This window comes from Pedobacter sp. (assembly GCF_965279535.1).
Lineage (GTDB): Bacteria > Bacteroidota > Bacteroidia > Sphingobacteriales > Sphingobacteriaceae > Pedobacter.
The window spans coordinates 287,657-310,038 of sequence record NZ_OZ257244.1; the positions used below are offsets into that span (position 1 = coordinate 287,657).

The 22,382-nt window shown below is 38.2% G+C and carries 21 protein-coding genes and 2 tRNA genes; 12 read left to right on the plus strand and 11 right to left on the minus strand.

Going from position 1 to position 22,382, the window contains the following annotated elements; translation table 11 throughout:
* Window positions 1–58 precede the first annotated feature (58 nt).
* Window positions 59–343: a hypothetical protein gene (locus ACQY77_RS00920; protein ID WP_421939869.1), complete on the minus strand. Its 285-nt coding sequence runs from the start codon at window positions 341–343 to the stop codon at window positions 59–61.
* Between the two features lie 735 nt (window positions 344–1,078).
* Here ACQY77_RS00920 and ACQY77_RS00925 point away from each other — a divergent pair.
* Window positions 1,079–1,501: a hypothetical protein gene (locus tag ACQY77_RS00925; protein WP_421939868.1), complete on the plus strand. Its 423-nt coding sequence runs from the start codon at window positions 1,079–1,081 to the stop codon at window positions 1,499–1,501.
* Between the two features lie 805 nt (window positions 1,502–2,306).
* Here ACQY77_RS00925 and ACQY77_RS00930 read toward each other — a convergent pair.
* Window positions 2,307–2,615, minus strand: a complete 309-nt coding sequence (locus ACQY77_RS00930) for a putative quinol monooxygenase (RefSeq protein WP_421939867.1) — start codon at window positions 2,613–2,615, stop codon at window positions 2,307–2,309.
* A gap of 700 nt (window positions 2,616–3,315) precedes the next feature.
* Window positions 3,316–3,681 (minus strand): winged helix-turn-helix transcriptional regulator, encoded by a 366-nt coding sequence (locus tag ACQY77_RS00935; RefSeq protein ID WP_421939866.1) that lies wholly within the window; start codon window positions 3,679–3,681, stop codon window positions 3,316–3,318.
* 110 nt (window positions 3,682–3,791) lie between these two features.
* Between ACQY77_RS00935 and ACQY77_RS00940 the strand changes: the two genes are divergently transcribed.
* The gene (locus ACQY77_RS00940; protein WP_421939865.1) at window positions 3,792–4,211 is read left to right on the plus strand and encodes a nuclear transport factor 2 family protein; all 420 of its coding nucleotides are present in this window, start codon (window positions 3,792–3,794) and stop codon (window positions 4,209–4,211) included.
* A gap of 370 nt (window positions 4,212–4,581) precedes the next feature.
* Here ACQY77_RS00940 and ACQY77_RS00945 read toward each other — a convergent pair whose 3' ends face one another.
* Window positions 4,582–5,325: an SDR family oxidoreductase gene (locus ACQY77_RS00945; RefSeq protein ID WP_421939864.1), complete on the minus strand. Its 744-nt coding sequence runs from the start codon at window positions 5,323–5,325 to the stop codon at window positions 4,582–4,584.
* Between the two features lie 147 nt (window positions 5,326–5,472).
* Between ACQY77_RS00945 and ACQY77_RS00950 the strand changes: the two genes are divergently transcribed.
* From ACQY77_RS00950 to ACQY77_RS00960, 3 genes are all read left to right on the plus strand, one after another.
* Entirely contained in the window at window positions 5,473–5,790 is a 318-nt protein-coding gene (locus ACQY77_RS00950; protein WP_421939863.1) for a winged helix-turn-helix transcriptional regulator, read from the plus strand.
* A 153-nt stretch (window positions 5,791–5,943) separates the two neighbouring features.
* On the plus strand, window positions 5,944–6,516 hold the full coding sequence (locus ACQY77_RS00955) for a Crp/Fnr family transcriptional regulator (RefSeq protein ID WP_421939862.1): 573 nt from the start codon (window positions 5,944–5,946) through the stop codon (window positions 6,514–6,516).
* Between the two features lie 105 nt (window positions 6,517–6,621).
* Window positions 6,622–7,011, plus strand: coding sequence for a RidA family protein (locus ACQY77_RS00960; protein ID WP_421939861.1), 390 nt, complete (start codon window positions 6,622–6,624; stop codon window positions 7,009–7,011).
* Window positions 7,012–7,222: 211 nt separating this feature from the next.
* Here the strand turns inward: ACQY77_RS00960 and ACQY77_RS00965 are convergent.
* The 4 genes from ACQY77_RS00965 to ACQY77_RS00980 all read right to left on the minus strand — a co-directional run bounded on the left by ACQY77_RS00965 (window position 7,223) and on the right by ACQY77_RS00980 (window position 9,326).
* A tRNA-Lys gene (locus tag ACQY77_RS00965) sits at window positions 7,223–7,295 on the minus strand.
* A gap of 452 nt (window positions 7,296–7,747) precedes the next feature.
* Window positions 7,748–7,820: transfer RNA gene (locus ACQY77_RS00970), tRNA-Lys, on the minus strand.
* A gap of 146 nt (window positions 7,821–7,966) precedes the next feature.
* Window positions 7,967–8,665, minus strand: a complete 699-nt coding sequence (locus ACQY77_RS00975) for an NUDIX hydrolase (protein WP_421939860.1) — start codon at window positions 8,663–8,665, stop codon at window positions 7,967–7,969.
* A 1-nt stretch (window position 8,666) separates the two neighbouring features.
* Window positions 8,667–9,326 carry an HAD family hydrolase gene (locus ACQY77_RS00980; protein WP_421939859.1) on the minus strand — a complete coding sequence of 220 codons (660 nt, stop codon included), beginning with the start codon at window positions 9,324–9,326 and terminating at the stop codon, window positions 8,667–8,669.
* A 127-nt stretch (window positions 9,327–9,453) separates the two neighbouring features.
* Between ACQY77_RS00980 and ACQY77_RS00985 the strand changes: the two genes are divergently transcribed.
* From ACQY77_RS00985 to ACQY77_RS01000, 4 genes are all read left to right on the plus strand, one after another.
* The gene (locus ACQY77_RS00985; protein ID WP_421939858.1) at window positions 9,454–10,605 is read left to right on the plus strand and encodes an aldose epimerase family protein; all 1,152 of its coding nucleotides are present in this window, start codon (window positions 9,454–9,456) and stop codon (window positions 10,603–10,605) included.
* A gap of 205 nt (window positions 10,606–10,810) precedes the next feature.
* Window positions 10,811–11,563: a (Fe-S)-binding protein gene (locus tag ACQY77_RS00990; RefSeq protein WP_421939857.1), complete on the plus strand. Its 753-nt coding sequence runs from the start codon at window positions 10,811–10,813 to the stop codon at window positions 11,561–11,563.
* Window positions 11,556–12,923, plus strand: coding sequence for a lactate utilization protein B (locus tag ACQY77_RS00995; protein WP_421939856.1), 1,368 nt, complete (start codon window positions 11,556–11,558; stop codon window positions 12,921–12,923). The genes ACQY77_RS00990 and ACQY77_RS00995 overlap by 8 nt, the downstream gene beginning before the upstream one ends.
* Before the next feature lie 28 nt (window positions 12,924–12,951).
* Window positions 12,952–13,548, plus strand: coding sequence for a LutC/YkgG family protein (locus ACQY77_RS01000; protein ID WP_421939855.1), 597 nt, complete (start codon window positions 12,952–12,954; stop codon window positions 13,546–13,548).
* A gap of 47 nt (window positions 13,549–13,595) precedes the next feature.
* Here ACQY77_RS01000 and ACQY77_RS01005 read toward each other — a convergent pair whose 3' ends face one another.
* The 3 genes from ACQY77_RS01005 to ACQY77_RS01015 are packed head-to-tail and all read right to left on the minus strand — an operon-like array spanning window position 13,596 to window position 16,083.
* Window positions 13,596–14,420, minus strand: coding sequence for an amidohydrolase family protein (locus ACQY77_RS01005; RefSeq protein WP_421939854.1), 825 nt, complete (start codon window positions 14,418–14,420; stop codon window positions 13,596–13,598).
* Window positions 14,421–14,442: 22 nt separating this feature from the next.
* Entirely contained in the window at window positions 14,443–15,294 is an 852-nt protein-coding gene (locus ACQY77_RS01010) for a fumarylacetoacetate hydrolase family protein (RefSeq protein ID WP_421939853.1), read from the minus strand.
* Between the two features lie 24 nt (window positions 15,295–15,318).
* A complete protein-coding gene (locus tag ACQY77_RS01015; RefSeq protein WP_421939852.1) occupies window positions 15,319–16,083 on the minus strand; it encodes an SDR family NAD(P)-dependent oxidoreductase in 765 nt (254 codons plus the stop codon).
* 399 nt (window positions 16,084–16,482) lie between these two features.
* On the opposite strand from ACQY77_RS01015, the gene ACQY77_RS01020 reads away from it, so the two are divergent.
* The 3 genes from ACQY77_RS01020 to ACQY77_RS01030 are packed head-to-tail and all read left to right on the plus strand — an operon-like array spanning window position 16,483 to window position 22,379.
* The gene (locus ACQY77_RS01020; RefSeq protein WP_421939851.1) at window positions 16,483–19,221 is read left to right on the plus strand and encodes an alpha-d-galacturonidase; all 2,739 of its coding nucleotides are present in this window, start codon (window positions 16,483–16,485) and stop codon (window positions 19,219–19,221) included.
* A gap of 29 nt (window positions 19,222–19,250) precedes the next feature.
* On the plus strand, window positions 19,251–20,777 hold the full coding sequence (locus tag ACQY77_RS01025; RefSeq protein WP_421939850.1) for an MGH1-like glycoside hydrolase domain-containing protein: 1,527 nt from the start codon (window positions 19,251–19,253) through the stop codon (window positions 20,775–20,777).
* A gap of 6 nt (window positions 20,778–20,783) precedes the next feature.
* Window positions 20,784–22,379, plus strand: a complete 1,596-nt coding sequence (locus ACQY77_RS01030) for a glycoside hydrolase family 28 protein (RefSeq protein WP_421939849.1) — start codon at window positions 20,784–20,786, stop codon at window positions 22,377–22,379.
* Window positions 22,380–22,382 lie beyond the last annotated feature (3 nt).

Genomic DNA, 22,382 nt, shown 5'->3' on the forward strand with positions numbered 1-22,382 from the left:
ATATTTTCAGAAAGAGAAAGGGCGGATTACAGTGATTTGAGGTTTGTAAAGTGGTCAACTACCATTCTCTCCATTGTTCAGTGATGTCCTCTTCCTTTGAGTTGTATCCTTTCTTATATCCTGCCAGGATAATAATCTCTGCAATTTGTTCCCGTTCGCTGGTTTCTATCAAAGAACCCTGACAGTCGTCATTAAGTCTGTTAAGTTTATCGACCGTTTCTTGTACAATCTTCATTCCTGCCGCTTTCGATTGGGTGTGTTCTAAATCCCTGAGGTAGTTGTTTAGAATGGTTTCTAGACGATTAATTTCTACTGTTGTATATGGCGGATTAGCTTCTTTCATATATAATGTCAAAGCGTTACTTAATTTCCTTATCATTATATGTATTTCTGTTTCCTGCTTAGCGTTAATAGCATCTGTTTCCTTTAAACCAGTATCGTTATTTTCCTGCCTACCACAGGCAATCAGAAATACACAATAAATCAGTGCGAAGATAAATTTGCTTTGCAGTTTCATTTTAGCAGGAAAAGAGTTAAGCAAGATACTTTCATTCGGGAAAAATACTGACAATTTTCAATAAAATAATGTGAATATAATAAGCATTTCAGGAATTTAATTATTTCAGTATCATGTACCTTCACAAGTGTTTTAAAACAGCCTGTGAAGTTAAAGTTTTCAGCAATGGCGTTGGGTGTATTGCCCGTGTACTAAACTAAAGCAATGATGGCTCTTGCTGAAGCAGACACTTAAAGCCTTAAAATCGCTCCTTCTTCTATATTAGTGCTTTATATGCATCCAATCCAGTTTCAATAAATTCTACTTTTTAGAAGAATGTTCGCAAAGTGGACGTATTATTTTAATTGATATTTGTCAAATATTTGGCAGAGAATGGGCCTTTTATCTCTTCGGTAACCGTATTACTAGGAAAGCACAACATGACGGCCTAATTTGGAGTATTATTGGCATAAATGCAGTTTACCCCTACAACAACTGCAGTTCAAAATTCAAATCATTTTGAACATTATAAAAGGAAAGTGCCGGTAAGATAATCTTTTACATATAAGTATTAAACCTTTTATGATGATGAAAAGAGCATTTATTATGCTGTTGTGGTTTGTAGGGACCACAATGACCTCCCGCGCAGATCAAGGTTGCACGGTTTCTGATCCGGCATTACTGAGTACGGTTTACACTACAGAAGTAGGTTCTGTGAGTCCGAAACGCTACTATCTCTGGGGTAGTTATGTTGTTCATTCTGCTATTGATGTTCCAGGTTACTGTCAAAACTATTATCATACCTTGATACCGGCAGGGGCATTAGGAAGTTGTAAAATAAACTATCTGGCAGAGCCCAATAGCACTACCACCATTTATACTTATGATGGTTATCTGGTTGATTTTGCTGTTTATTGTCCTTTAGATGATCATTTTTGGGTATTAGGTATTGGTTTGTGTGGTTTAGGATTTTATGTCATAAGAAGGAGAGTGGCATGGAATTGATTTTATGTTTGAACTGTTTAAAGTTAAAGCGATAAAGATTAGAAATTTCTGATCGAATTCAATGAACCCCTTTCAGATGTTAATTCTTGAAAGCTGCTACATCACATTTTTATTATTCAGTGTTATGATCGTAAAAGCGTCCATTTGGAAATGGTAGTAAAGTGTTGTCATTTTAACGCAAACACAAATCTGCTCAAGAAACAGTTCGAACCCGGCCAACCCTTCTGTTCAACCCAGTTTAAAACAAAAAAGCCCTAAACTTTCGTTTAAGGCTTTCTGTGATCCCGCTGGGATTTGCACCTAGTGCTAAAATCAGCGTTTAAATAGTATTTTATGCGGTTTTAGATTTTTACTCACCTAATCTCTCACCATTTTTTTCGATACGTTTTAGCTGCAATTGCTTGCCTTGAATATAGGAATTTGCTAGTGATAAATCAAAATATTCAGGATATATTTTCAATATTGTACGAATCTTGTTATCTGTCAAAATTTATATTAAACTATGTTTGTGTTTTTCAAATACTTGCGAGCTAAGAATTTCACCAAAGATTTTATCAAAGGAACGCAAAGTGCTTGTAACGAATGGTCATCTATGCAGACCCTTGCTTACAACCAAACCAATTGCTATTGAATACCTGTTTATACCGTAAAGTGTTATCCATAATGGAATGGTTATATAAGCTGATTAAATTTTGTTCAAAATAAATAGCAACGAGAAAATGAACTTTTCAATATTGTAATCGTATTCTCTGTTATTTCGTGTTTAAAATAAAAATCGTCTCAAATTATTTTGAGACGATTTTTATTACTTTCTAAATTCGGCAATAGATTCGTAAACAGCGGGCTCACGGACAATTCCCATATCTACCAATAACTTTTCCCATTCCAAAGCATAAGGTTGCTTTAGGGTAACGTTCATGAAATGTTCGATATTTTCATTCCATACCTCGTAGACAAAAAATTCTTCTGCTTTCTGGATATTCTGATGAATAGTTGCCTCAACAAAATTTGGTTGTAGTCTCACTGTTTCAAAAAGATCTGTAAGCGCCTTTTTAAATTGTTTATAGTTGTCAGGTTTTGCTGTAAATTTAATCGCCAATGTGAATTGTTCCATTTTATTTGTATTTAATGTTTTATAAAATCTTGTCATTTGACTTTGCAAATGTATAAGTCGTTTGTTTATTTTGGTAATAAAGTATCAAAAAGTAACTGTAACGTTTGGGTAACTAAGTAACCCAAGACAGACATAAATATCATTAACAATGAATGTAATGTGCACGTAGAGGATTAATTGATGCAATGTATGTAATGAGTGGCAAGTAGAAAATTCCAATTCTGAGGCGACTTGGCTTCAATTGGACGGCAAGATTTCAAGACTTACATAATGATGTGAGCTGTATATCGGACAAAATGGAGTAAAGAGCTAAAATCAAAGAGTAGTAAGCCAGCTAAGAGCGGAATCCTTGAAACACACACTCTTGGTGTCTTCTATGAGCTTACATCCCACGGTATTTGTTTGGTTGCGGGGAGACTGACGCTCATTAATACTAGGCTATGCCTGGCATATGCAGACTAAATTTTTATCCTGTACCGTTCAGCTGTTTCCAGCGCAACGCGGAAAAATCCATGAACTTGGTCATGGTGATGGTTATACCTGTTAACAGGCGATCAGATGGAGTGGTCATTTTTCTGGCCGCTTTGTTGCTTTCTACGAGCAAATCATAAAAGGGGCCAGGGCCGATAGCGATGGAGGACGTAAATTATATATTGTAGGAGGTTATAGACCTTTAGCTTTTCAATGTGTACTATATAAATTATAATTTGCCAGTGACCTTTCTGCGGTGCGTTTGGCCCCATTCATACATCTCTGATATAAGCGTATTCAGAGAGGTACTGTAGGGCGTCAGTTGATATTCTACCGTAATTGGCCTGGTATCAAGAACAGTTCTGGTTATTAAACCATTTATCTCCAATTCTTTTAATTCTTTAGATAAAATCCGGGGCGATATTTCTGCCTCTTTCGCGAGTTCACGAAATTTGAATTTGCCACCTCTTAGAATCGAGATTAGCACTAACTTCCATTTTCCTCCGACTATATCCATCGTATCCTTAAGTGTTAACCACGCCTTCCTGCATTCTTCATCGGTAGCAGGCTTCAAGCAACGTTCTTTGTTTGTCATGATATCATTATTAGATGGTATCCTTTATGTAACCCATAGCAAAGGTATAGGATTACAGTTATATTTTTGTCTCATCAATTACATTATAAAATTAGTTACAAATACAAATTATGGATACTACAACCAATACGATGCTTGCAGAACGTTTATTTCGATTGCATCTTGAAAAGTTTACTAACCCGGATATGACCGTTGAAGCCTATGCTGATTTATTTACTGAAGATGCAGTTCAGCAATATCCTTACGCGCCTGCGCCTTATGCTAAAGAAGTCGTGGGTCGTCATACAATTGCAGAATATATCGCTAACGTTGTAAATGGGGCAACGAACTGGAACTTCAGGAACTTTGAGTTCTCTGTTACCAATGACCCTAATACAATCTTCGTAGAATTTGAAGGCAGTGCTGATGTAATCGCTACCGGAAAACCTTACCATCAGCTCTATATTGGGCGCATTACATTGAAAGACGGAAAAATCTCATCTTATCGTGAATTTTGGAATCCAATTTGGATAATGGATGCATTTATGTAAATAAACGCTTTCGATATGATTTTTCAGGCGTCATGCTTTGATGTCTAGCCTTTTGGATCTTTGCTCCAAAAGGTTTTTGAGTAGGAATATTTTTTGGAAAAATTCATAACGTACAATTTTCCTTGAATGGAGAGTGACACGCTGCTTCTCAAGGCCCAATCCTCCCTGATCAGTCTATATTCACTTTGAAAGCGAAGTTTTTTCTCAGCGCTGTTATGCGTATAAGCCAAGTAATGCTGTTCATAACAAGATTCACCCAGGGAATGCCGCCTGCAGGTTATTTAAATGGTTTAATTTCAGATTCGCTTCAATATTAAAAGGAAAAAGCGACATCTGCCGCTTTTTCTGTGAATCCATAATATTCCAAAATCTATTTTAAAAGATAATTTAGGTAACCTCCATCCGCTATAATTTCTGTACCAGTGATAAAGCTTGCTGCATCAGATGCCAGAAATAATACCGTTTGGGCAATTTCTTCCGGGCGGCCCAGTCTTTGCAATGCTGTAACGCTTGCAAAATAAGCTTTGATTTCTGAAGAAACTACGCTATCCAGTCCAGGGGTATCGGTTGAACCCGGGCTCACAATATTTACCCGTATTTTTCTGCTAGACAATTCATTTGCTGCGATTTGCGCAATTTTGTTTAGCGCCGCTTTTGTTGCAGAATATACACTTGCTCCGGCATTAGCTGCTGTCGCAACTGTTGAGGAGGTGAATATTACCGATGCCCCATCTGCCAAATAAGGGGCTAGTTTTTGTAAAGTAAAGAAATGCCCTTTAACATTGGTATTAAATTGCGCATCAAAATTTTCTTCAGTTACCTGCGAGATAGGTTCAAATGTTCCAATTCCAGCATTCAAAAACAGGACATCCAGTTTGTTCCCACTTTCTGCAACTGCTTTTTCTAAAATCGAAATCTCGCTAATTTTAGACGTATCCGATATGATCGTTTGTAGCCTGGGATCATTTATTTCTGCGGAGGCTTTTTCCAGGTTAACTGCGTTCCTGCCAGTGATCCAGACGTTTGCTCCGGCACTTACAAAAGCCTTGGCTGTTGCTAAGCCAATTCCGGTAGTCCCTCCGGTTATTACTACATTTTTATTATTAAAATCCATGATAAAAAGATTATTGTTTATTGGGCAAACTTACAATGATTCGGTTTATTTAAGTAACTTTGTAACAAAAAGTAATAGTAACTTTGGAGTAACTAGATATCATTTATGAAGGAGAATGAAACTGTGTTTCAACACAAAAAAGAAATTATGGCAGTACATGACGCAATGGATGTATTAAATGGGAAATGGAAAATATCCATTTTAACTTCTATTTGCTATTATAACAAAAGAAGGTTTTCTGATATCTTAAACGACGTTGAGGGAATATCGAATAAAATGCTAAGTAAAGAATTGAAAGAGTTGGAAATCAATAAACTAATTACCCGTACTGTTTTGGATAGCCAACCTATAACGGTTCAGTACGAACTAACAAAATATGGCTTGTCACTGAAGACGATCATCAACAATCTTACAGAATGGGGCTTGGAGCATCGAAAGGTGATCACCGGCAGGCAAGGCGTATAGTCTTTTATACCTATTTCAAATCAGTTTATCTTCAGTGGCTATCAAAAATCTTTGCCTTTGGTTATTTTTGCGGTGAGTCGTGTTTTATTTTGTCATTTATGTTGAAAACAGCTATTAAATGTATTCCTGTGATTGATGAACTAACTTTTTTATATGGTTGATATGTTTGACGTTTTACGGGCGCATCTGGAGAAGCATGTAGAATTAACAGATGCAGAATTTGACGTGGTTAAAAGACATTTTTCGTTTCGCCACTATAAAAAACATCAGTTTCTTATTCAAGAAGGTGAGCCGGTAAAGTACTCTTATTTTATTCTGTCGGGGTTGCTTAAATTGGTTCACTACGATGAAAAGGGTAAAAATAATATTGTTTCTTTCGCGATGGAAGACTGGTGGGAAAGTGATTTCCAGGCCTATCTCACCGGGGCTAAAGCGACCTTGTCTTTGGAATGTATCGAAGACACGAAGGTCCTGCGCATTTCATTGGCTGATTACAGGAATCTATGTGCGAGTTTACAAAAGATACAGTCTTTCTTCCTTGAAAAAGCACACTTTGGTAATATTGCCGCTCAAAAACGGATTTTATCACTGCTGACTTCTAATGCAAAAGAGCGGCACGACCAATTGCTCAAGCAGTACCCTTCTTTATTTCAACGTGTTCCAAAATCACTGCTAGCGTCGTATTTGGGCGTTTCCCGGGAAACCCTTAGCCGTTTTTCAGATTGATGTGATTAAGATCACATGAAATCTGTGTTATAGCTCACCGTGTTTAATTTTATTTCACTTCATCTTTGCACTATTAAGCAATTCCGCTTATCTAATAGTGCAATAATGGAAACAAAAACAATAAATCCATGGAAATGGCAGGAGGGGAGAAACTATTCACAGGCAGTGGAGGTTAGCAACGTTTCAGGTACACTATATTGTTCAGGTCAAACTGCAATAAATGAAGATGGGGTATCAAGCAATGCAGATATGAAAACGCAGTTGAAAGCGGCAATTAATAACCTTGAGCGTTTGATTGTTCAGGCAGGTTATGAGTGTAGCAACATCGTTAGGCTCAATGTATATCATACCAACACACATGATTTTTTTGAGGCATTCCCTGTTTTGCAAGACTGGATCCTAATGAATAATATCAGGCAGGCTACAACGGTTATGGAAGTAAAAACCTTATTTGAAACATTGACAGTGGAGCTTGAAGCGACAGTTGTCCGGTAACTGCTCGGGGTGCAAGTCGTTCAATGATTGAACTTTCTGTAAGTCAGTAACCTACATCGTTTTTAGTGAGTATGCCACTCTGTAAAACTACTCACCGAATCATTCACTTTTTTTATGCGATTTATTGCATATTTTGGTGTTTGCGATAAAACAAAAAAGCTTGCAATCATTTGATTTGCAAGCTTTTACGTAGTTTTAATACTATCTTCTGTGATCCCGCTGGGATTCGAACCCAGGACCACTACATTAAAAGTGTAATGCTCTACCAGCTGAGCTACGGAATCATTCCCGTTTAAGGAGGTGCAAATATAGAAATAAAATGTACTTTTTCAAATAGCAATTACTTTTTTTTGAAATTTATTTTAACACCCCTTGTATAGTATAATCTTTAGCTATTAATAATTAAGGGTTTAACTAAATTTTATTTCCGTTTTATGTAAATCAAGTTGTTTTTTCTTGTTCGCATATTAGCCAAAAGGACGAATACGGTCATAAAAACTCATAGGGTATTTCAAATGTAATTATTGCCTGGATTACTCAACCCTTCTGTTCGAATCCGATTTATAACAAAAAAGCCCTAAACTTTCGTTTAAGGCTTTTCGTGATCCCGCTGGGATTTTTCGCTCGCTTTAATCCAACCACATACCCGCTCAAGAAACAGTTCGAACCCGGCCAACCCTTCTGTTCGAATCCGATTTATAACAAAAAAGCCCTAAACTTTCGTTTAAGGCTTTCGTGATCCCGCTGGGATTCGAACCCAGGACCACTACATTAAAAGTGTAATGCTCTACCAGCTGAGCTACGGAATCATTCCCGTTTAAGGAGGTGCAAATATAGAAATAAAACCTACTTACTCCAATTAATTTTAGAAAGATATTGCCTTTTAGACGGCGTTATGCAGGTAAAACATTGATTTTAAAAGAAATAATTTTTTATATTTTTTCTCGCTTGGAGACTATTTATTGTTTTTCGGAATAAAATTGAGGAAAGACTGGAACTGGGCGCGGTGCTTTAACTTATCCAGCTTAAAATAAAAGGCACCTCTCCTTGAACTCGACTTATCTTTTTCCGTTTGTTTGATCAGTAATCCGCTGGCGGTAATCTTGCGGATAAAGTTACGGTTGTCTATTGGTGCATCGTAAACCTGCTCGTAAAGTGCCTGCAGCTGTGGAATGGTAAATTTCTTAGGTAGTAACTCAAATAGGATGGGGTGTAATGCAGCCTGATACCTGATTTTGTTCATTGCAGCCTGAACCATTTCATTATGATCAAAGATTAACTCCGGTACTTCTTTAATTTTAAACCACTCGGCATGGAACTGGTCATTAATTTGTTTGCTGTATTTGTTAATGTCTATAAGTGCAAAATACACCACAGATACGGTACGTTCTATAGGGTCCCGATCTGGACGGCCATAGGTATGCAGCTGTTCCAGATATACATCATGCAAACCTGTAAGTTCTAACAAAATCCTTTTGGCAGCGCCATCCAGATCTTCGTCGTCACCAATGAATCCCCCCATCAAACTCCATTGGTCTTTTACGGGTTCAATAGCCCTTTTAATTACTAAAAGTTTCAATTGTTCACCATCGTATCCAAATATGATACAATCTACAGCAACAAGAACAGGTTTTTGGTTAAGATATTTTCCCATTTTAAAAAAGCGTTTTTAGAGAAGCGTCATTATAATCATTAATAAATCCAATAATGTTAGGATAAGTGTCAAATTCTGCCTTCAAATGTGTTGTGGTTAATACAATACAGTTCATGCCGGCATTAAGTGCAGCTTCAACACCTTTGGGAGCATCCTCAAAAACAATACAGTTTTGGGGTAAAACGCCTAAAAGTGATGCCGCCCGAAGAAAAGTTTCAGGGTCTGGCTTGCTGGTTTTAACATCGTCTGCACTCACAATGGCTGCAAAATAGTCACGAATATTTAATCCATCAATAATAAAATCAATATTTATGGGTATAGCCGCCGAACCAATGGCCATTAAGATGTTCGCTGAACGGGCTTTTTTCAGGAAATCCGCTAAACCATTGAGGAGTGCTAAATGCGGGCGATAGCCATCCTGGTAACGTTTTTCCTTCTCAACAGAGAGTTTTTCCATTTCAGCTAAACTGAATTTGTTTTTGCCAAATACCCGCTCTAAAACTTCATGATTTTTGCCATACATTTCTTTTTTTACCGCCTCGTAGGGTAGTTTAGAGGCTAATTCTTCATTCATAATCGAATACCAGGCTTGGGTGTGGTATTCCATGTCATCGATCATGGTGCCATTCAGATCGAATAGAAAAGCTTTGGGTTTTTGCATAAGTTACTAAGTTAGAGCTTTGTTTCAACAGCTAAAATAATTCCAATAATATTGAAATAAATTATAATCGTTACTATAACGTTATTTATTTTTTAGCTACTTTAGCCTTAACCAAAAATAAATCTGTATGAAAAAAAGATTCTTGAGTACAATTTCCTTCGCAGCACTTTGCTTAGCAGTATCATTTACTTCCTGTAATTCGGGTTCGGGCACTAAAAGTGAAACAACAGCGCAAAGCGATTCATCTCAATACAATACTACCATTGATGGCAAAGCAGTAAAACTTTTTACTTTAAAAAATAAGTCTGGCGCATCAGTGTCCATCACTAATTATGGAGGAAGAGTAATTTCACTGCTTGTTCCAGATAAAAACAATAAACTTACCGACGTAGTTTTAGGCTACGATAGTATTGGTGCTTACCGTAAAAAAGGAGAACCATTTTTTGGTGCCTTAATCGGGAGATATGGTAACCGGATAGGGAAGGGAACGTTTACGCTGGATGGAAAAACCTATAACCTGCAGTTAAATGACGGGCCAAATACCCTTCATGGTGGTACAGATGGATTTTTCTCAAAAGTATGGGACGCAACACAGGTAGATGCTCAGAAATTAGAGTTGAGCTATATTTCTAAAGATGGCGAAGCCGGATATCCTGGGACATTAAATGTTAAGGTAGTATATACTTTAAAAGATGATAATGCCCTGCAAATTGATTACACTGCCACTACCGATAAAGCTACTGTAGTAAATTTAACCAATCATGCGTACTTCAATCTGAATGGTGAGGGCGATTCAACAATACTTAACCACGAATTAATGATTGATGCCAATGCTTATACACCAGTAGATTCTACTTTAATCCCAACAGGAAAGTTAACACCGGTAGCCGGAACAGCTTTTGATTTTAACAAAGCTAAAGCCATTGGAAAATCGATAGATGAAAATGATCAGCAACTGAAATATGGTAAAGGGTATGATCATAATTTTGCTTTAACCCACCATGATGGCAAAACTCCGGTTGCGAAGGTTACAAGTCCGGTAACGGGAATTACTTTAGAGGTTTATACGGTAGAGCCGGGATTACAGTTTTATAGTGGCAACTTCTTAACTGGCGCCGATCATGACGGTAAAGGTGGTAAAGCTTATCCGCACCGTTCGGCATTTTGTTTAGAAACACAGCATTTTCCGGATGCACCTAACCATGCAAATTTTGCATCAACCGTATTAAAACCTGGCGAAACTTATCAAACATCCACGACTTACAAATTCGTAAAATAATTTAGAAACAATATGGATTAGTGCATTTTTCAGTCTTTTAAGCACTAATCCGTATTAAACTTAATAAAAGGCCAAATTTGCTCAATAAAACATGATAGTGCAGAACAGTTAAAATATTTAAAAATGATTAATTTGCCTTGCTTTTACTAACCAAACGGGCATGTTTTAGAATGAAGGACAAATCAGTTATGAAAGGGATTAAAAGATGAGGGTTGGCCTATTTGTACCCTGTTACGTAGATCAGTTTTATCCAAATGCCGCAATTGCCACACTTAAATTACTCAGAAAGTTAGGCGTTGATGTTTACTACCCGGAAAAACAAACCTGTTGCGGCCAGCCAATGGCCAATTCGGGATATGAACATCTTACTAAAGATTGCAATCGATTATTTATAGATAACTTTTCGGAGTTTGATTATATTGTTTCTCCTTCAGGGAGCTGTGTTTTGCATGTAAAAGATCATTTACACGATGATCAGAAGGAACAACAAGCCACACACATTAGAAAAAGGGTATATGAACTGGTTGAGTTTTTAACCGATATACTTAAGGTAGATAAGATTACAGCATCATTTCCACATAAAGTTGGATTACACCAAAGTTGCCATGGACAAAGAGGTTTGCACCTCTCTTCAATGACCGAGCTGGTTGATACACCTTTCTCTAAACCCATGCAATTACTTAATCAGGTTGAAGGTTTGGAAATTATCGAATTAACCAGACCTGATGAATGCTGTGGTTTTGGTGGAACTTTCTGTGTAGCAGAAGAAGCCGTATCGGCCAAAATGGGTAAAGACAGGGTAGAAGACCACCTGATGAATGGTGCAGAATACATTACTGCTGCCGACATGTCTTGCCTGATGCACATGGAGGGAATTTTGAAAAGAAAGAATAGTAAAGTTAAGGTATTGCATATTGCAGAGATTTTAAATGCAGAAAAGGAGGTTGTAAGTGAGTAATTTACAACACCCTGCCTTATCAAAAATTTTTAACCGAGACGAGGCGCGAGTAAATTGGCATGATGATACACTTTGGTGGATTCGTGCCAAACGCGACAAAGCCGCTCACGGTATATCAGAATGGGAGCTTTTGAGAGAAACAGCCTCCCAGATTAAAAACAATGTACTGTCCAATCTCCATCAGTATTTACTGGAGTTTGAGAAAAATGCATTGGCTAATGGTATTAAAGTGCATTGGGCAGCAGATGCGGCTGAACATAATAAAATTGTTCATGGCTTACTGGCTGCAAAAGGCATTACACAAATGGTTAAAAGTAAGTCGATGCTTACCGAAGAATGCCATTTGAACGAATACCTGGAACGTAATGGTATTGATGTGATTGATTCCGATTTGGGTGAACGGATTGTTCAGCTGGCTAAAGAACCACCAAGTCACATCGTTTTACCATGTATTCATAAAAAGAAAGAAGAAATCGGTCAGATTTTTCATGAGAATCTGGGAACTGAAGCAGGTGTTTCTGATCCTCAGGTTTTAACTGAAACCGCGCGGATTCATTTAAGGGAAACCTTTTTAACACGTAAATCTGCTTTAACAGGTGTAAACTTTGCTGTTGCCGAAACGGGAGAGTTTGTAGTTTGTACCAATGAAGGTAATGCAGACATGGGGGCGCACCTTGCCGATATTCACATTGCCTGCATGGGAATTGAAAAGCTTATTCCTAAGAAAAAACATTTGGGCGTTTTCCTAAGGTTATTAACCCGGAGTGCAACCGGACAGCCAATCACCACTTATTCCAGCCATTTCAAGAAACCACGTAAAGGGCAGGAGATGCATATTGTTTTAGTGGATAATGGCCGAAGTGTACAATTAGGAAGGGAAAGTTTCAGGAATTCATTAAAATGCATCCGCTGTGGCGCTTGTATGAACACTTGTCCGGTATACAGAAGAAGTGGCGGACACAGTTACCATAATGCCATTGCAGGACCAATCGGAGCCATTTTAGCGCCAAATCTGGATATGAAAGCATACTCAGATTTACCTTTCGCATCCACGCTCTGCGGTTCATGCACCAATGTTTGCCCGGTAAAAATTGATATTCACGATCAGCTTTATAAGTGGAGACAGGTTATTGTTCAGGAAGGAAATTCACCTGCAGCTAAAACCATGGCCATGAAGGTAATGAGTTTTACCCTGGCATCTCCAACACGCTTTAAACTTGCGGGTAAAATTGGAAGATGGACCTTGAAAAACGCAGGATTTACGGTAAATAATGGACTCAACCCATGGTACAAACACAGAGAAATGCCCGAACCACCAAAAGAATCATTCTCTGAATGGTATAAAAAGAATAACCCCTAATCAACCAAATAGCTATAATAATTAATCAATGAGCAGAGAACAAATATTATCAGCCATTCTAAATAACCAACCTCAAAGCACGTCATTACCAGAAGATTTACAATTCGATTCGCCCACAAAAGACGTGGTAACCGAAAAGTTTAGCCAAATGATAAATCTTATCGGCGGCAAAGTAGTTGCTATTCAGAAAGTTGAAGATATTAATCTTTACATTTCCGATCATTTTACCAATACGGATAGAATTGTTACCCCTATTGAGGAACTGGATTATTTTACCCCTTTCACAGGAGAGGAATTGCCACATCAATTTGTAAATACTGAGTTTGCTGTTTTTAAAACCCATTTTGCAGTAGCAGAAAATGGCGCCGTATGGATTACAGAAGACCGTATGGGGCACCGCGTATTGCCTTTTATTACACAACATTTAGGTATGTTGGTTGAGGAAGATCAGATTGTGGCCACCATGCACGATGCATACAAAAAGATGAGCAATAACGAATATGGATTTGGTACATTCATTGCCGGGCCTTCCAAGACGGCTGATATTGAGCAATCGTTGGTGTTGGGCGCGCATGGCGCCAGGAGCATGACAATCTTTTTGTTAAAATCAAGCGCAGCTTTATAAACAGGCAAAGACACCTGAAGTCATCATGGGCACCGCACCCGGAGACTTCAGGAATTTAGATAAAAACGCCTTGCGTTCTCCTCGAAAATCAATTGGTTTTCTGCGGCGCTAAATTTTGAAGTATATTTCTGAACTAAATTAAACCAGTCTGCATAAGGACGGCTGATGAGCATCACTGGCCAATCACTGCCATACATTACACGTTCAGTGCCGAAATGTTCGAATATTACATCAAAACAGTTAAAAAGTTCTTCTTCTTTCCAGTTTTTCCAGTCAGCTGCGGCAAATAAGCCAGAAATTTTGCAGTGCACTAAAGGGTTTTCGGCCAGCGTTTGGATATTTTTACTCCAGGCTTTTAAATCCTGTTTTTTAACATCTGGTTTTCCGCAGTGGTCTAATACAAATGGTTGATCAGGAATTTGATCAACCATTTGAATCAATTCGGGTAATTGGTTATGATAAACCAAAAGGTCGTAAGTATAATTGAAATCTTTTAGCTTTTTGATACCGTTTATCAGGGCTTTCGAAAGGATAAAATCACTGTTTTCTGCCTGGAGCACATGTCTCCAGCCTTTAATTTTACTAAAGGATTTCCAGTAAGTTAATCGTTCTTCGAGGTTTGGCGAACGTAAATCTACCCAACCTACAATGCCCTTAATGATATCGTTTTGTTCGGCCAATGAGAGGAGAAAGTTGTTTTCTTCTTCTGTTTGACTTGCCTGAACAGCTATACAGCCAGTAATTTGTAAATCATTGTAAATCCTTAATAAATTCTTGGGACTGAAGTCATTGCGTATAACTTGCATTTCATCCGTAATCCAGTTGTCTCTAACCGGGTCAAAGTTCCAAAAATGTACATGGGTATCAATCATAATATTACTGTGTGTCTTAAAATTATCCTTCGTATGCTTTTACCACTTGTTTGCTGGTTCCTAATCCGTCAATCCCTAACTCTACTACATCTCCGGCTTTTAAGTACCAAGGCTCAGGTTTCTGACCTAATCCAACACCAGCAGGCGTTCCTGTCGTAATTACATCACCAGGTAAAAGCGTCATAAATTGGCTAATGTAAGAAATCATGAAAGGAACATTGAAAATAAGATTAGAAGTGTTTCCATCTTGTAAGGTAGTTCCGTTAACAGTTAACCAAAGGCGAAGGTTGTGCACATCAGCAATTTCGTCTTGTGTGGCAATAAAAGGACCGATAGGTGCAAAGGTATCGCAACTTTTTCCTTTTACCCACTGACCATTTCTTTCCAATTGAAATTCACGCTCACTGTAATCGTTATGCAGTACATAACCAGCAATATGGTCAAAGGCATTTTCTTCGGCAACATAACTTGCTTTTTTACCAATTACGATTGCTAATTCTACTTCCCAATCGGTTTTTTTACTGTTTTTAGGGATTACTAGGTCATCATTTGGGCCAACAATAGCAGATGTTGCCTTAAAGAATAAAATCGGCTCGGTAGGAATTTGAGCATTGGTTTCTGCAGCGTGGTCTTTATAGTTTAACCCTACACAGATAATTTTTGAAGGGCGGGCTAAGGCAGCGCCTAAACGTACGTTTTTATCTACTTCAGGAAGATTAGCAGTTTTGAGATCATTTTTCAATTTCTCGATTCCGTCTCCACCGAAAAAGGCTTCATCATAATCTTTAACCAAAGATGAAACATCGTAGTACTTATCCTCAATAATTACTCCTGGCTTTTCGAAGCCTGCTTCTCCAAATCTTATTAATTTCATTTATTATCGTATTTTATTGAATGTTTAATTGTTTAAAGTTGTAAATCCACCGTCAATCGGATAATCGCATCCGGTAATAAAAGAGGCTTCATCACTGCATAAATATAAGGCTAATGCACCAACTTCTTCTGGTTTTGCCATTCTGCCAATGGGTTGTGTTTTAGAAAGTTTTTCAAACATCTCATCAATGTTGTCTGGATAATTTTTTTGTAAAAAACCGTCAACAAATGGCGTATGCACACGGGCTGGAGAGATGGAGTTGCACCTGATATTTTCAGCAATATAATCTTTGGCAACACTCATGGTCATGGCTTTAACAGCACCTTTTGCAGTACTGTAAGCAAAACGATCAGGTAAACCAATTAATGCTGCAATAGAAGCCATATTAATAATTACCCCTCCCTGAGCCTTGCGGATTTGAGGAATAGCGGCATAAAGGCAGTTGTAAACACCTTTAACATTTACTTTCATTACACGATCGAAGTCGGTTTCAGGCGTAGTATCCGCTTTGCCAATATGCGCGATACCAGCATTGTTAATCAAGATATTAATAGGACCAATGTGCTCAAAAACTGCTGATACTGCTGCATGGTCAGAAACATCGCAAGCGTGGCTATAAGCAATTCCTCCAGCTTCTTTAATTTCAGTTAAGGTATCCGCAGCTTGTTCTATTCCGAGTTCAATAACGTGCACTTCAGCGCCCTGTTTAGCTAAAACGGTTGCAATAGCTTTCCCAATGCCACTTCCACCACCAGTAACTACTGCCTTTTTATTCTTTAATGAAAACATATGTTGATTTTTTTTATTGCTTAAATATAGGATTATAGATTCTTATCGGGTAAAGTGCAGTATAAAATACAGATTCATTGTGGCTTATCTCGCCAAAGCGAAAGGCGCATACTTTATATTTGGTACTATTCAACCCTTTACAAATAAAATAGAAATAGCCTGTCTAAAATTGTATTTTCTTGCCTAAATATTATGCGATATTGGCATAGGCTTTCTGAATTTTAATTTAGATTAAACCTTTGTAACGAAATAATTGCTTAAGGGCTCAAATGATAATATTGTATAGTAATTTGAGGAAATGTTACAGGAATAAAAAATGAGCTGTCCTTATATTTGAAGTTCAGATCTAACTAAATATTTTTATCAAAGCCAGATTTGGCTTGGTGTCTAACCTATCCAATGAGAAAGTTTCTAATTTTAATTTTACTTGCCGTTTTAACCCAATCTGCTAATGCTTTAAATAAAAGCACTGCAATTGCAACCAACATTCTAATTTCTAAAGAAAACCACAACAGGGTAAGGTTTGGAGCAGATAAAATCCAGGAGACCCTCAGGAAGTTGAAAATTCAAAGTCAGATCAGCATTGCCGAAAAAATGAAATCTGGTAATCAACAAGTGGTTATAGGTCTTTATTCAGATGTCATTTTCAAAAATGTGATTACTGATGCTATCCGTAAAAAAGTTTTAGCAACAGGGAAGGAAGGCTTTTATATTTATAATGATCAGAAAAGTGTTTTCGTAATTGGTGCTGATGCCTCCGGTGCTTTATATGGTTGCATGGAATTGGTAGAAAGAATCGAAAAAGAAGGCAAAATACCATCATTATTAACCATTACAGATCATCCTGAGATGATTTTGAGGGGTACTTGCATCGGTTTGCAAAAGCCAGATTACCTGCCTGGCCGCGATGTTTATGAATACCCTTATACGCCTGAAACTTTTTCCTGGTTTTATGATAAAGCGTTGTGGATTAAGTATCTGGATATGATGGTGGAGAACCGTTATAACTCTTTGTATTTATGGAATGGCCATCCTTTCTCCTCACTGGTTAAATTAAAAGATTATCCGTATGCACTTGAAGTAGATGAGGCCACCTTCAAAAAAAATGAAGAAATATTTAAGTTTTTAACCACAGAAGCTGATAAAAGAGGGATTTGGGTTATTCAGATGTTTTATAACATCATCATTCCGAAACCTTTTGCAGAAAAGCATGGCTTAAAAACTCAGGACAGAAACCGGCCCATCATTCCGATTATTGCAGATTACACCCGTAAATCCATTGCAGCATTTGTAGAGAAATACCCTAATGTAGGTTTAATGGTAGCCTTGGGTGAGGCCATGGAAGGGGTAGGACAGGATGATATCGATTGGTTTACCAAAACGATTATTCCGGGAGTTAAAGACGGTTTGAAAGCCGCTAACATACAGGGTGAACCACCTATTGTGTTGAGGGCACATGATACAGATGCGCCTGCAGTAATGAAAGCCGCGCTACCTTTATACAAGAACCTGTATACTGAAAATAAATTTAACGGGGAAGCCTTAACTACTTATGAACCCCGTGGAGCCTGGGCAGAGCTTAACCGTAAGCTGGCCAGTATTGGAACCATCAATATATCTAATGTACATATTTTAGCTAACCTGGAACCTTTCAGATATGGCTCTGCAGATTTTATTCAGAAATCGGTTCAGGCGATGAATGAAAACTACGGTGCAAAAGGTTTACATTTATATCCTCAAGCCAGTTATTGGGATTGGCCTTACACGGCAGATAAGGCTAACGAACGCATTTTAGAAGTGGATAGAGATTGGATCTGGTATAAAGAGTGGGCAAGATATGCCTGGAAGGCTAAAAGAGACCGGACAGCTGAAATCAATTATTGGGGTACTGAACTGGCAGCGAAATACGGCACAGATTTGAATAGTGGGAAGGCCATCCTGGAAGCTTATGAGGCATCCGGAGAGATTTCGCCAAAGTTATTGCGCAGGTATGGGATAACCGATGGAAACAGGCAGACTTTAACGCTGGGAATGCTGATGACCCAACTGATCAATCCTTTCCGTTACGGATTATTTACTTTGCTTTACGAGTCGGAAGCGCCTGAAGGTGAGATGATTATTGAGTATGCAGAAAAAGAATGGAAAAAGCAGGGACATATTGGGGAAACACCAATGAAAGTTGCCCAGGAAGTTGTACTTCATGGTAAAGATGCCATTGCTGCGATTAACCAGGTAAAGGAAGTTAAACAAAATCAGGAAGAATTTCGAAGACTTAAGAATGATATATATTGCTATGATGCCATGGCAAATTTTTATGCGGATAAAGTTAAATCTGCCTTATGGATTTTAAGATATAAGTATTCAAATCAGGTAGCTGACTTAGAAAAAGCTTTACCATTTTTAAAGAGCAGTGTACAGCATTATGCGAATTTGGTAAAGCTTACCGAGGAAGAATATTTGTATGCCAATAGCATGCAAACCAAGCAACGGAAAATCCCGATGAGGGGAGTTGATAAAACATTCATCCATTGGAAAGAAATGCTCCCTGTTTATACCAAAGAGCTTAAGCATTTTGAACACAGTATAGATTCGCTTAAAAAGATTAAGCCGGGAGCGGTTGCAAAAGTGCTTGCCTATAAAAATGCCGAAGTAAAGATTTTGTCGCCAGGATTAGAAAGCGTTTCCCTGGCCCAAAATGTATCTTTGTATGCAGATACCACTGTTTTAATTAAAGAAGTTACCCCGGAGCTGGTAGGATTGAATGCGTTAAAATTGTCCATGCAACAACAGATTAAATCAGGAACAACGGTTAAGTTTAGCAATAAAACTGCAGTGAAAGTTTTGGTAGCTTATTTTAACCAGAAAGATCCTAAATATTTGCTGCCACCAGTATTAGAAATTGATGCCAGCGCCAACAACTACGGACAGGCGGAGATTAAAATCAGTAATGCACTGGTTTTAAATGGTTTCCCGCCAGCTAATGTTCATGCTTACAGCTTCCCGGCCGGAACGAATACTTTAACCCTGGCTAAAGGCGCGGGATTGGTTTTAGGCTTTATCCCTGATCAACAGGAATTAAGGATTTTTAATGCAGGATTAGACGGAAGAGGAAAAGATATAGATTGGTTATTTGAATAATGATTAACAGCAAAACAAACAAATTGCTGATGTTACTGGTACTGATAACATCAACAGGCTTTGCACAACAGTTGGCGAAACCAAATACAGAATTATTAAAGAAGTATGTTAATTACTTCAATACGATAGATTCTGAAGCCGTAAAAAATTATGTGCCCAATGCACAGGCATTTGATTGGCTATCTTCCAATATTCCATTATTCGAATGCCCGGATAGTATATTGGAACAGAACTATTATTACAGGTGGTGGTCGTACCGCAAGCACCTGGTTAAAACACCTGAGGGCTTTATTTTTACCGAGTTCATTGAGCTGGTTAAACATGCTGGCAAGTATAATTCTATCAGCTGTGCTTTAGGTCATCACCTGTACGAAGGACGCTGGTTAAAGGATAATAGTTACTTACAGGATTACATTAAGTTTTGGCTTTACCATGCAGACGTAGGGCAGAGCAAGCAGCGTTTTCATCAATTTAGCAGTTGGGTAGACGATGCAGTTTACGAAAATAATTTAGTTAAGCCTGATCTGGCTTTCATTAAAAGTATTGTGCCGGCACTGGATGCCGACTATGCCAAATGGGAAAAAGAAAGGCAATTGAACAGTGGCCTTTTTTGGCAGTTTGATGTAAAAGATGGCATGGAGGAGTCGATTAGTGGTTCGAGAAAAGATCAGAACCGCAGACCGAGTATCAACAGTTATATGTACGGCAATGCCAAAGCACTGGTTCAAATGGGTAAATTAATTGGTGATGAACAGTTGCAACGTAAATACGAAAGTAAAGCAGCTATTCTTAAAAAACTCGTGCAAGATAGCCTTTGGAACAACCAGTCGGCTTTTTTTGAAACAAAGATGGCCAAAGGCGGATCACTGGTTCAGGTGCGGGAGGCCATTGGCTTTATTCCCTGGGATTTTAACCTGCCAGATGATAAAGCACAATATGCCAAAGCATGGGATGCGTTGTTAGATACTGCTGGTTTTAATGCACCCTGGGGACTTACGACAGCCGAACGCAGGAACCCAACTTTCAGGACCAGGGGAACCGGGCACAGCTGTGAATGGGATGGTGCACTGTGGCCTTTTGCTTCTGCACAAACATTGAAAGGGCTTTCTAACCTGTTGAATAATTATAAAAACAAAGGCAAAATGACTGCAAACGTATTTTATGATGAATTGCAAAAGTATGCCAGGTCTCATATAAAGAACGGAAAACCGTATATTGGCGAGTACCAGGATGAGAAAACAGGAGAGTGGCTGAAAGGAGATAATCCGAGAAGTAGTTTCTATAATCACTCTACTTTTTGTGATTTGATTATCAATGATTTAGTGGGTATTAAGCCAAGAGCTGATGATGTTTTAGAAGTTCGGCCTTTGGTTCCTAAAAATAAATGGCATTGGTTCGCGCTCCAGAATTTAAGTTATCATGGTAAAAATATTTCAGTGATCTGGGATAAAACCGGTGAGAAATATCAAATGGGTAAAGGATTCCATATTTATGTAGATGGAAAGAAAATATCAACTACCAGGGATTTAAAACCTGTTAAAGTGCAAATGAATTAACCTGAAATGAAATTTTTACAACAATCAAAACGAATATTTTTAGCTGGTCTACTGTTAACGATCTGCTTTTACTCTTCTAATTTATCTGCCCAGGCTTATTACAATGTAATTAAGTACGGTGCTAAGAACGACAGCAGTAAAATCGCAACACTGGCCATCAAAAGGGCGATAACAGCAGCCTCAAGAGCTGGTGGTGGAACAGTTTATTTTCCTGCCGGAAAGTACCTCACCGGGCCCATCCACTTGAAAAGTAACATTACTATCCTGATTGATGCAGGTGCCGAGCTCCATTTTAGCGATAATTTTGATGATTATTTACCGATGGTTCAAAGCCGGTATGAAGGCGTCGATGTAACCAGTTTTTCGCCACTTTTTTATGCATATAAGGCAGAAAACATTACCATTACAGGTCGAGGGTTGATTAATGGGCACGGTAAAAAGTGGTGGGATTTTGTTGAGGGTTATAAGCAGGATCAGGCACGGTCCAGGTGGCAGTACGAATTTGATAAAGTTAATAAGGATATTATTCTTCCTGATGACCCCAAGCAAATGAAACGTGGGTTTTTACGCCCACCTTTTATCCAGCCGATGTATTGTAAAAATGTATTGATTGAAGGCATTACCATTATCAACTCTCCCTTCTGGACGGTAAATCCGGAGTTTTGTGAAAATGTAAAAGTACATGCAGTTACGATAAATAACCCACATTCCCCAAATACAGATGGTATCAATCCCGAATCCTGTAAAAATGTACACATTTCAGATTGCCACATCAGTGTAGGCGACGATTGTATTACCATTAAATCAGGAAAAGATGAACCGGGCAGGAGAATGGCCGCACCAGCTGAAAACTATACCATTACCAACTGTACCATGCTATCAGGTCATGGTGGTGTGGTAATTGGAAGTGAAATGTCAGGCGATGTAAGAAAAATTACCATTTCAAATTGCGTATTTGACGGTACAGACCGCGGCATCAGGATTAAAACTGCACGTGGCCGGGGCGGGGTTGTAGAGGAGATCAGGGTGAGCAATATCATCATGAAAAATATCCGGGAGCAGGCTATTGTGTTGGATATGCAATATGCCAAAACATTTTTGGAGCCCGTTTCTGAAAGGACGCCCAGATTCAGAAATATTCATTTCAGTAATATTACCGGACAAGTTAATCAGGCCGGATATTTAAATGGATTGGAAGAGATGCCAATTGAAAATATCACTTTTAACGACATTAATCTGGATGCCAAAACTGGATTTTTGTTGCAAAATACCAATAAAATAGAATTTCATAATGTTCAGGTGAATACTGAAACCGGACCATCACTTACAGCAAGTTTAGTGGGAAATATAACTATAAATGGCTTTAAAAGTTATACTCCACACAATAATGTGCCCATTATCGATTTGAAAAACGTAAAGGATTTATTTCTTTATAATGCATTTCCAATTAAAGGAACTTCTACTTACCTCAAGCTGAGTGGAGCTGGTACAGAAAATATCGCTATTGGAAACAACAACTTTAAAAATCTGAAGTTCGCCATAGAGAAAACCAAAGATGTTTTTGAAAAAATTGATGTGATTTCTGGAGATAAAGGACAATAAAAA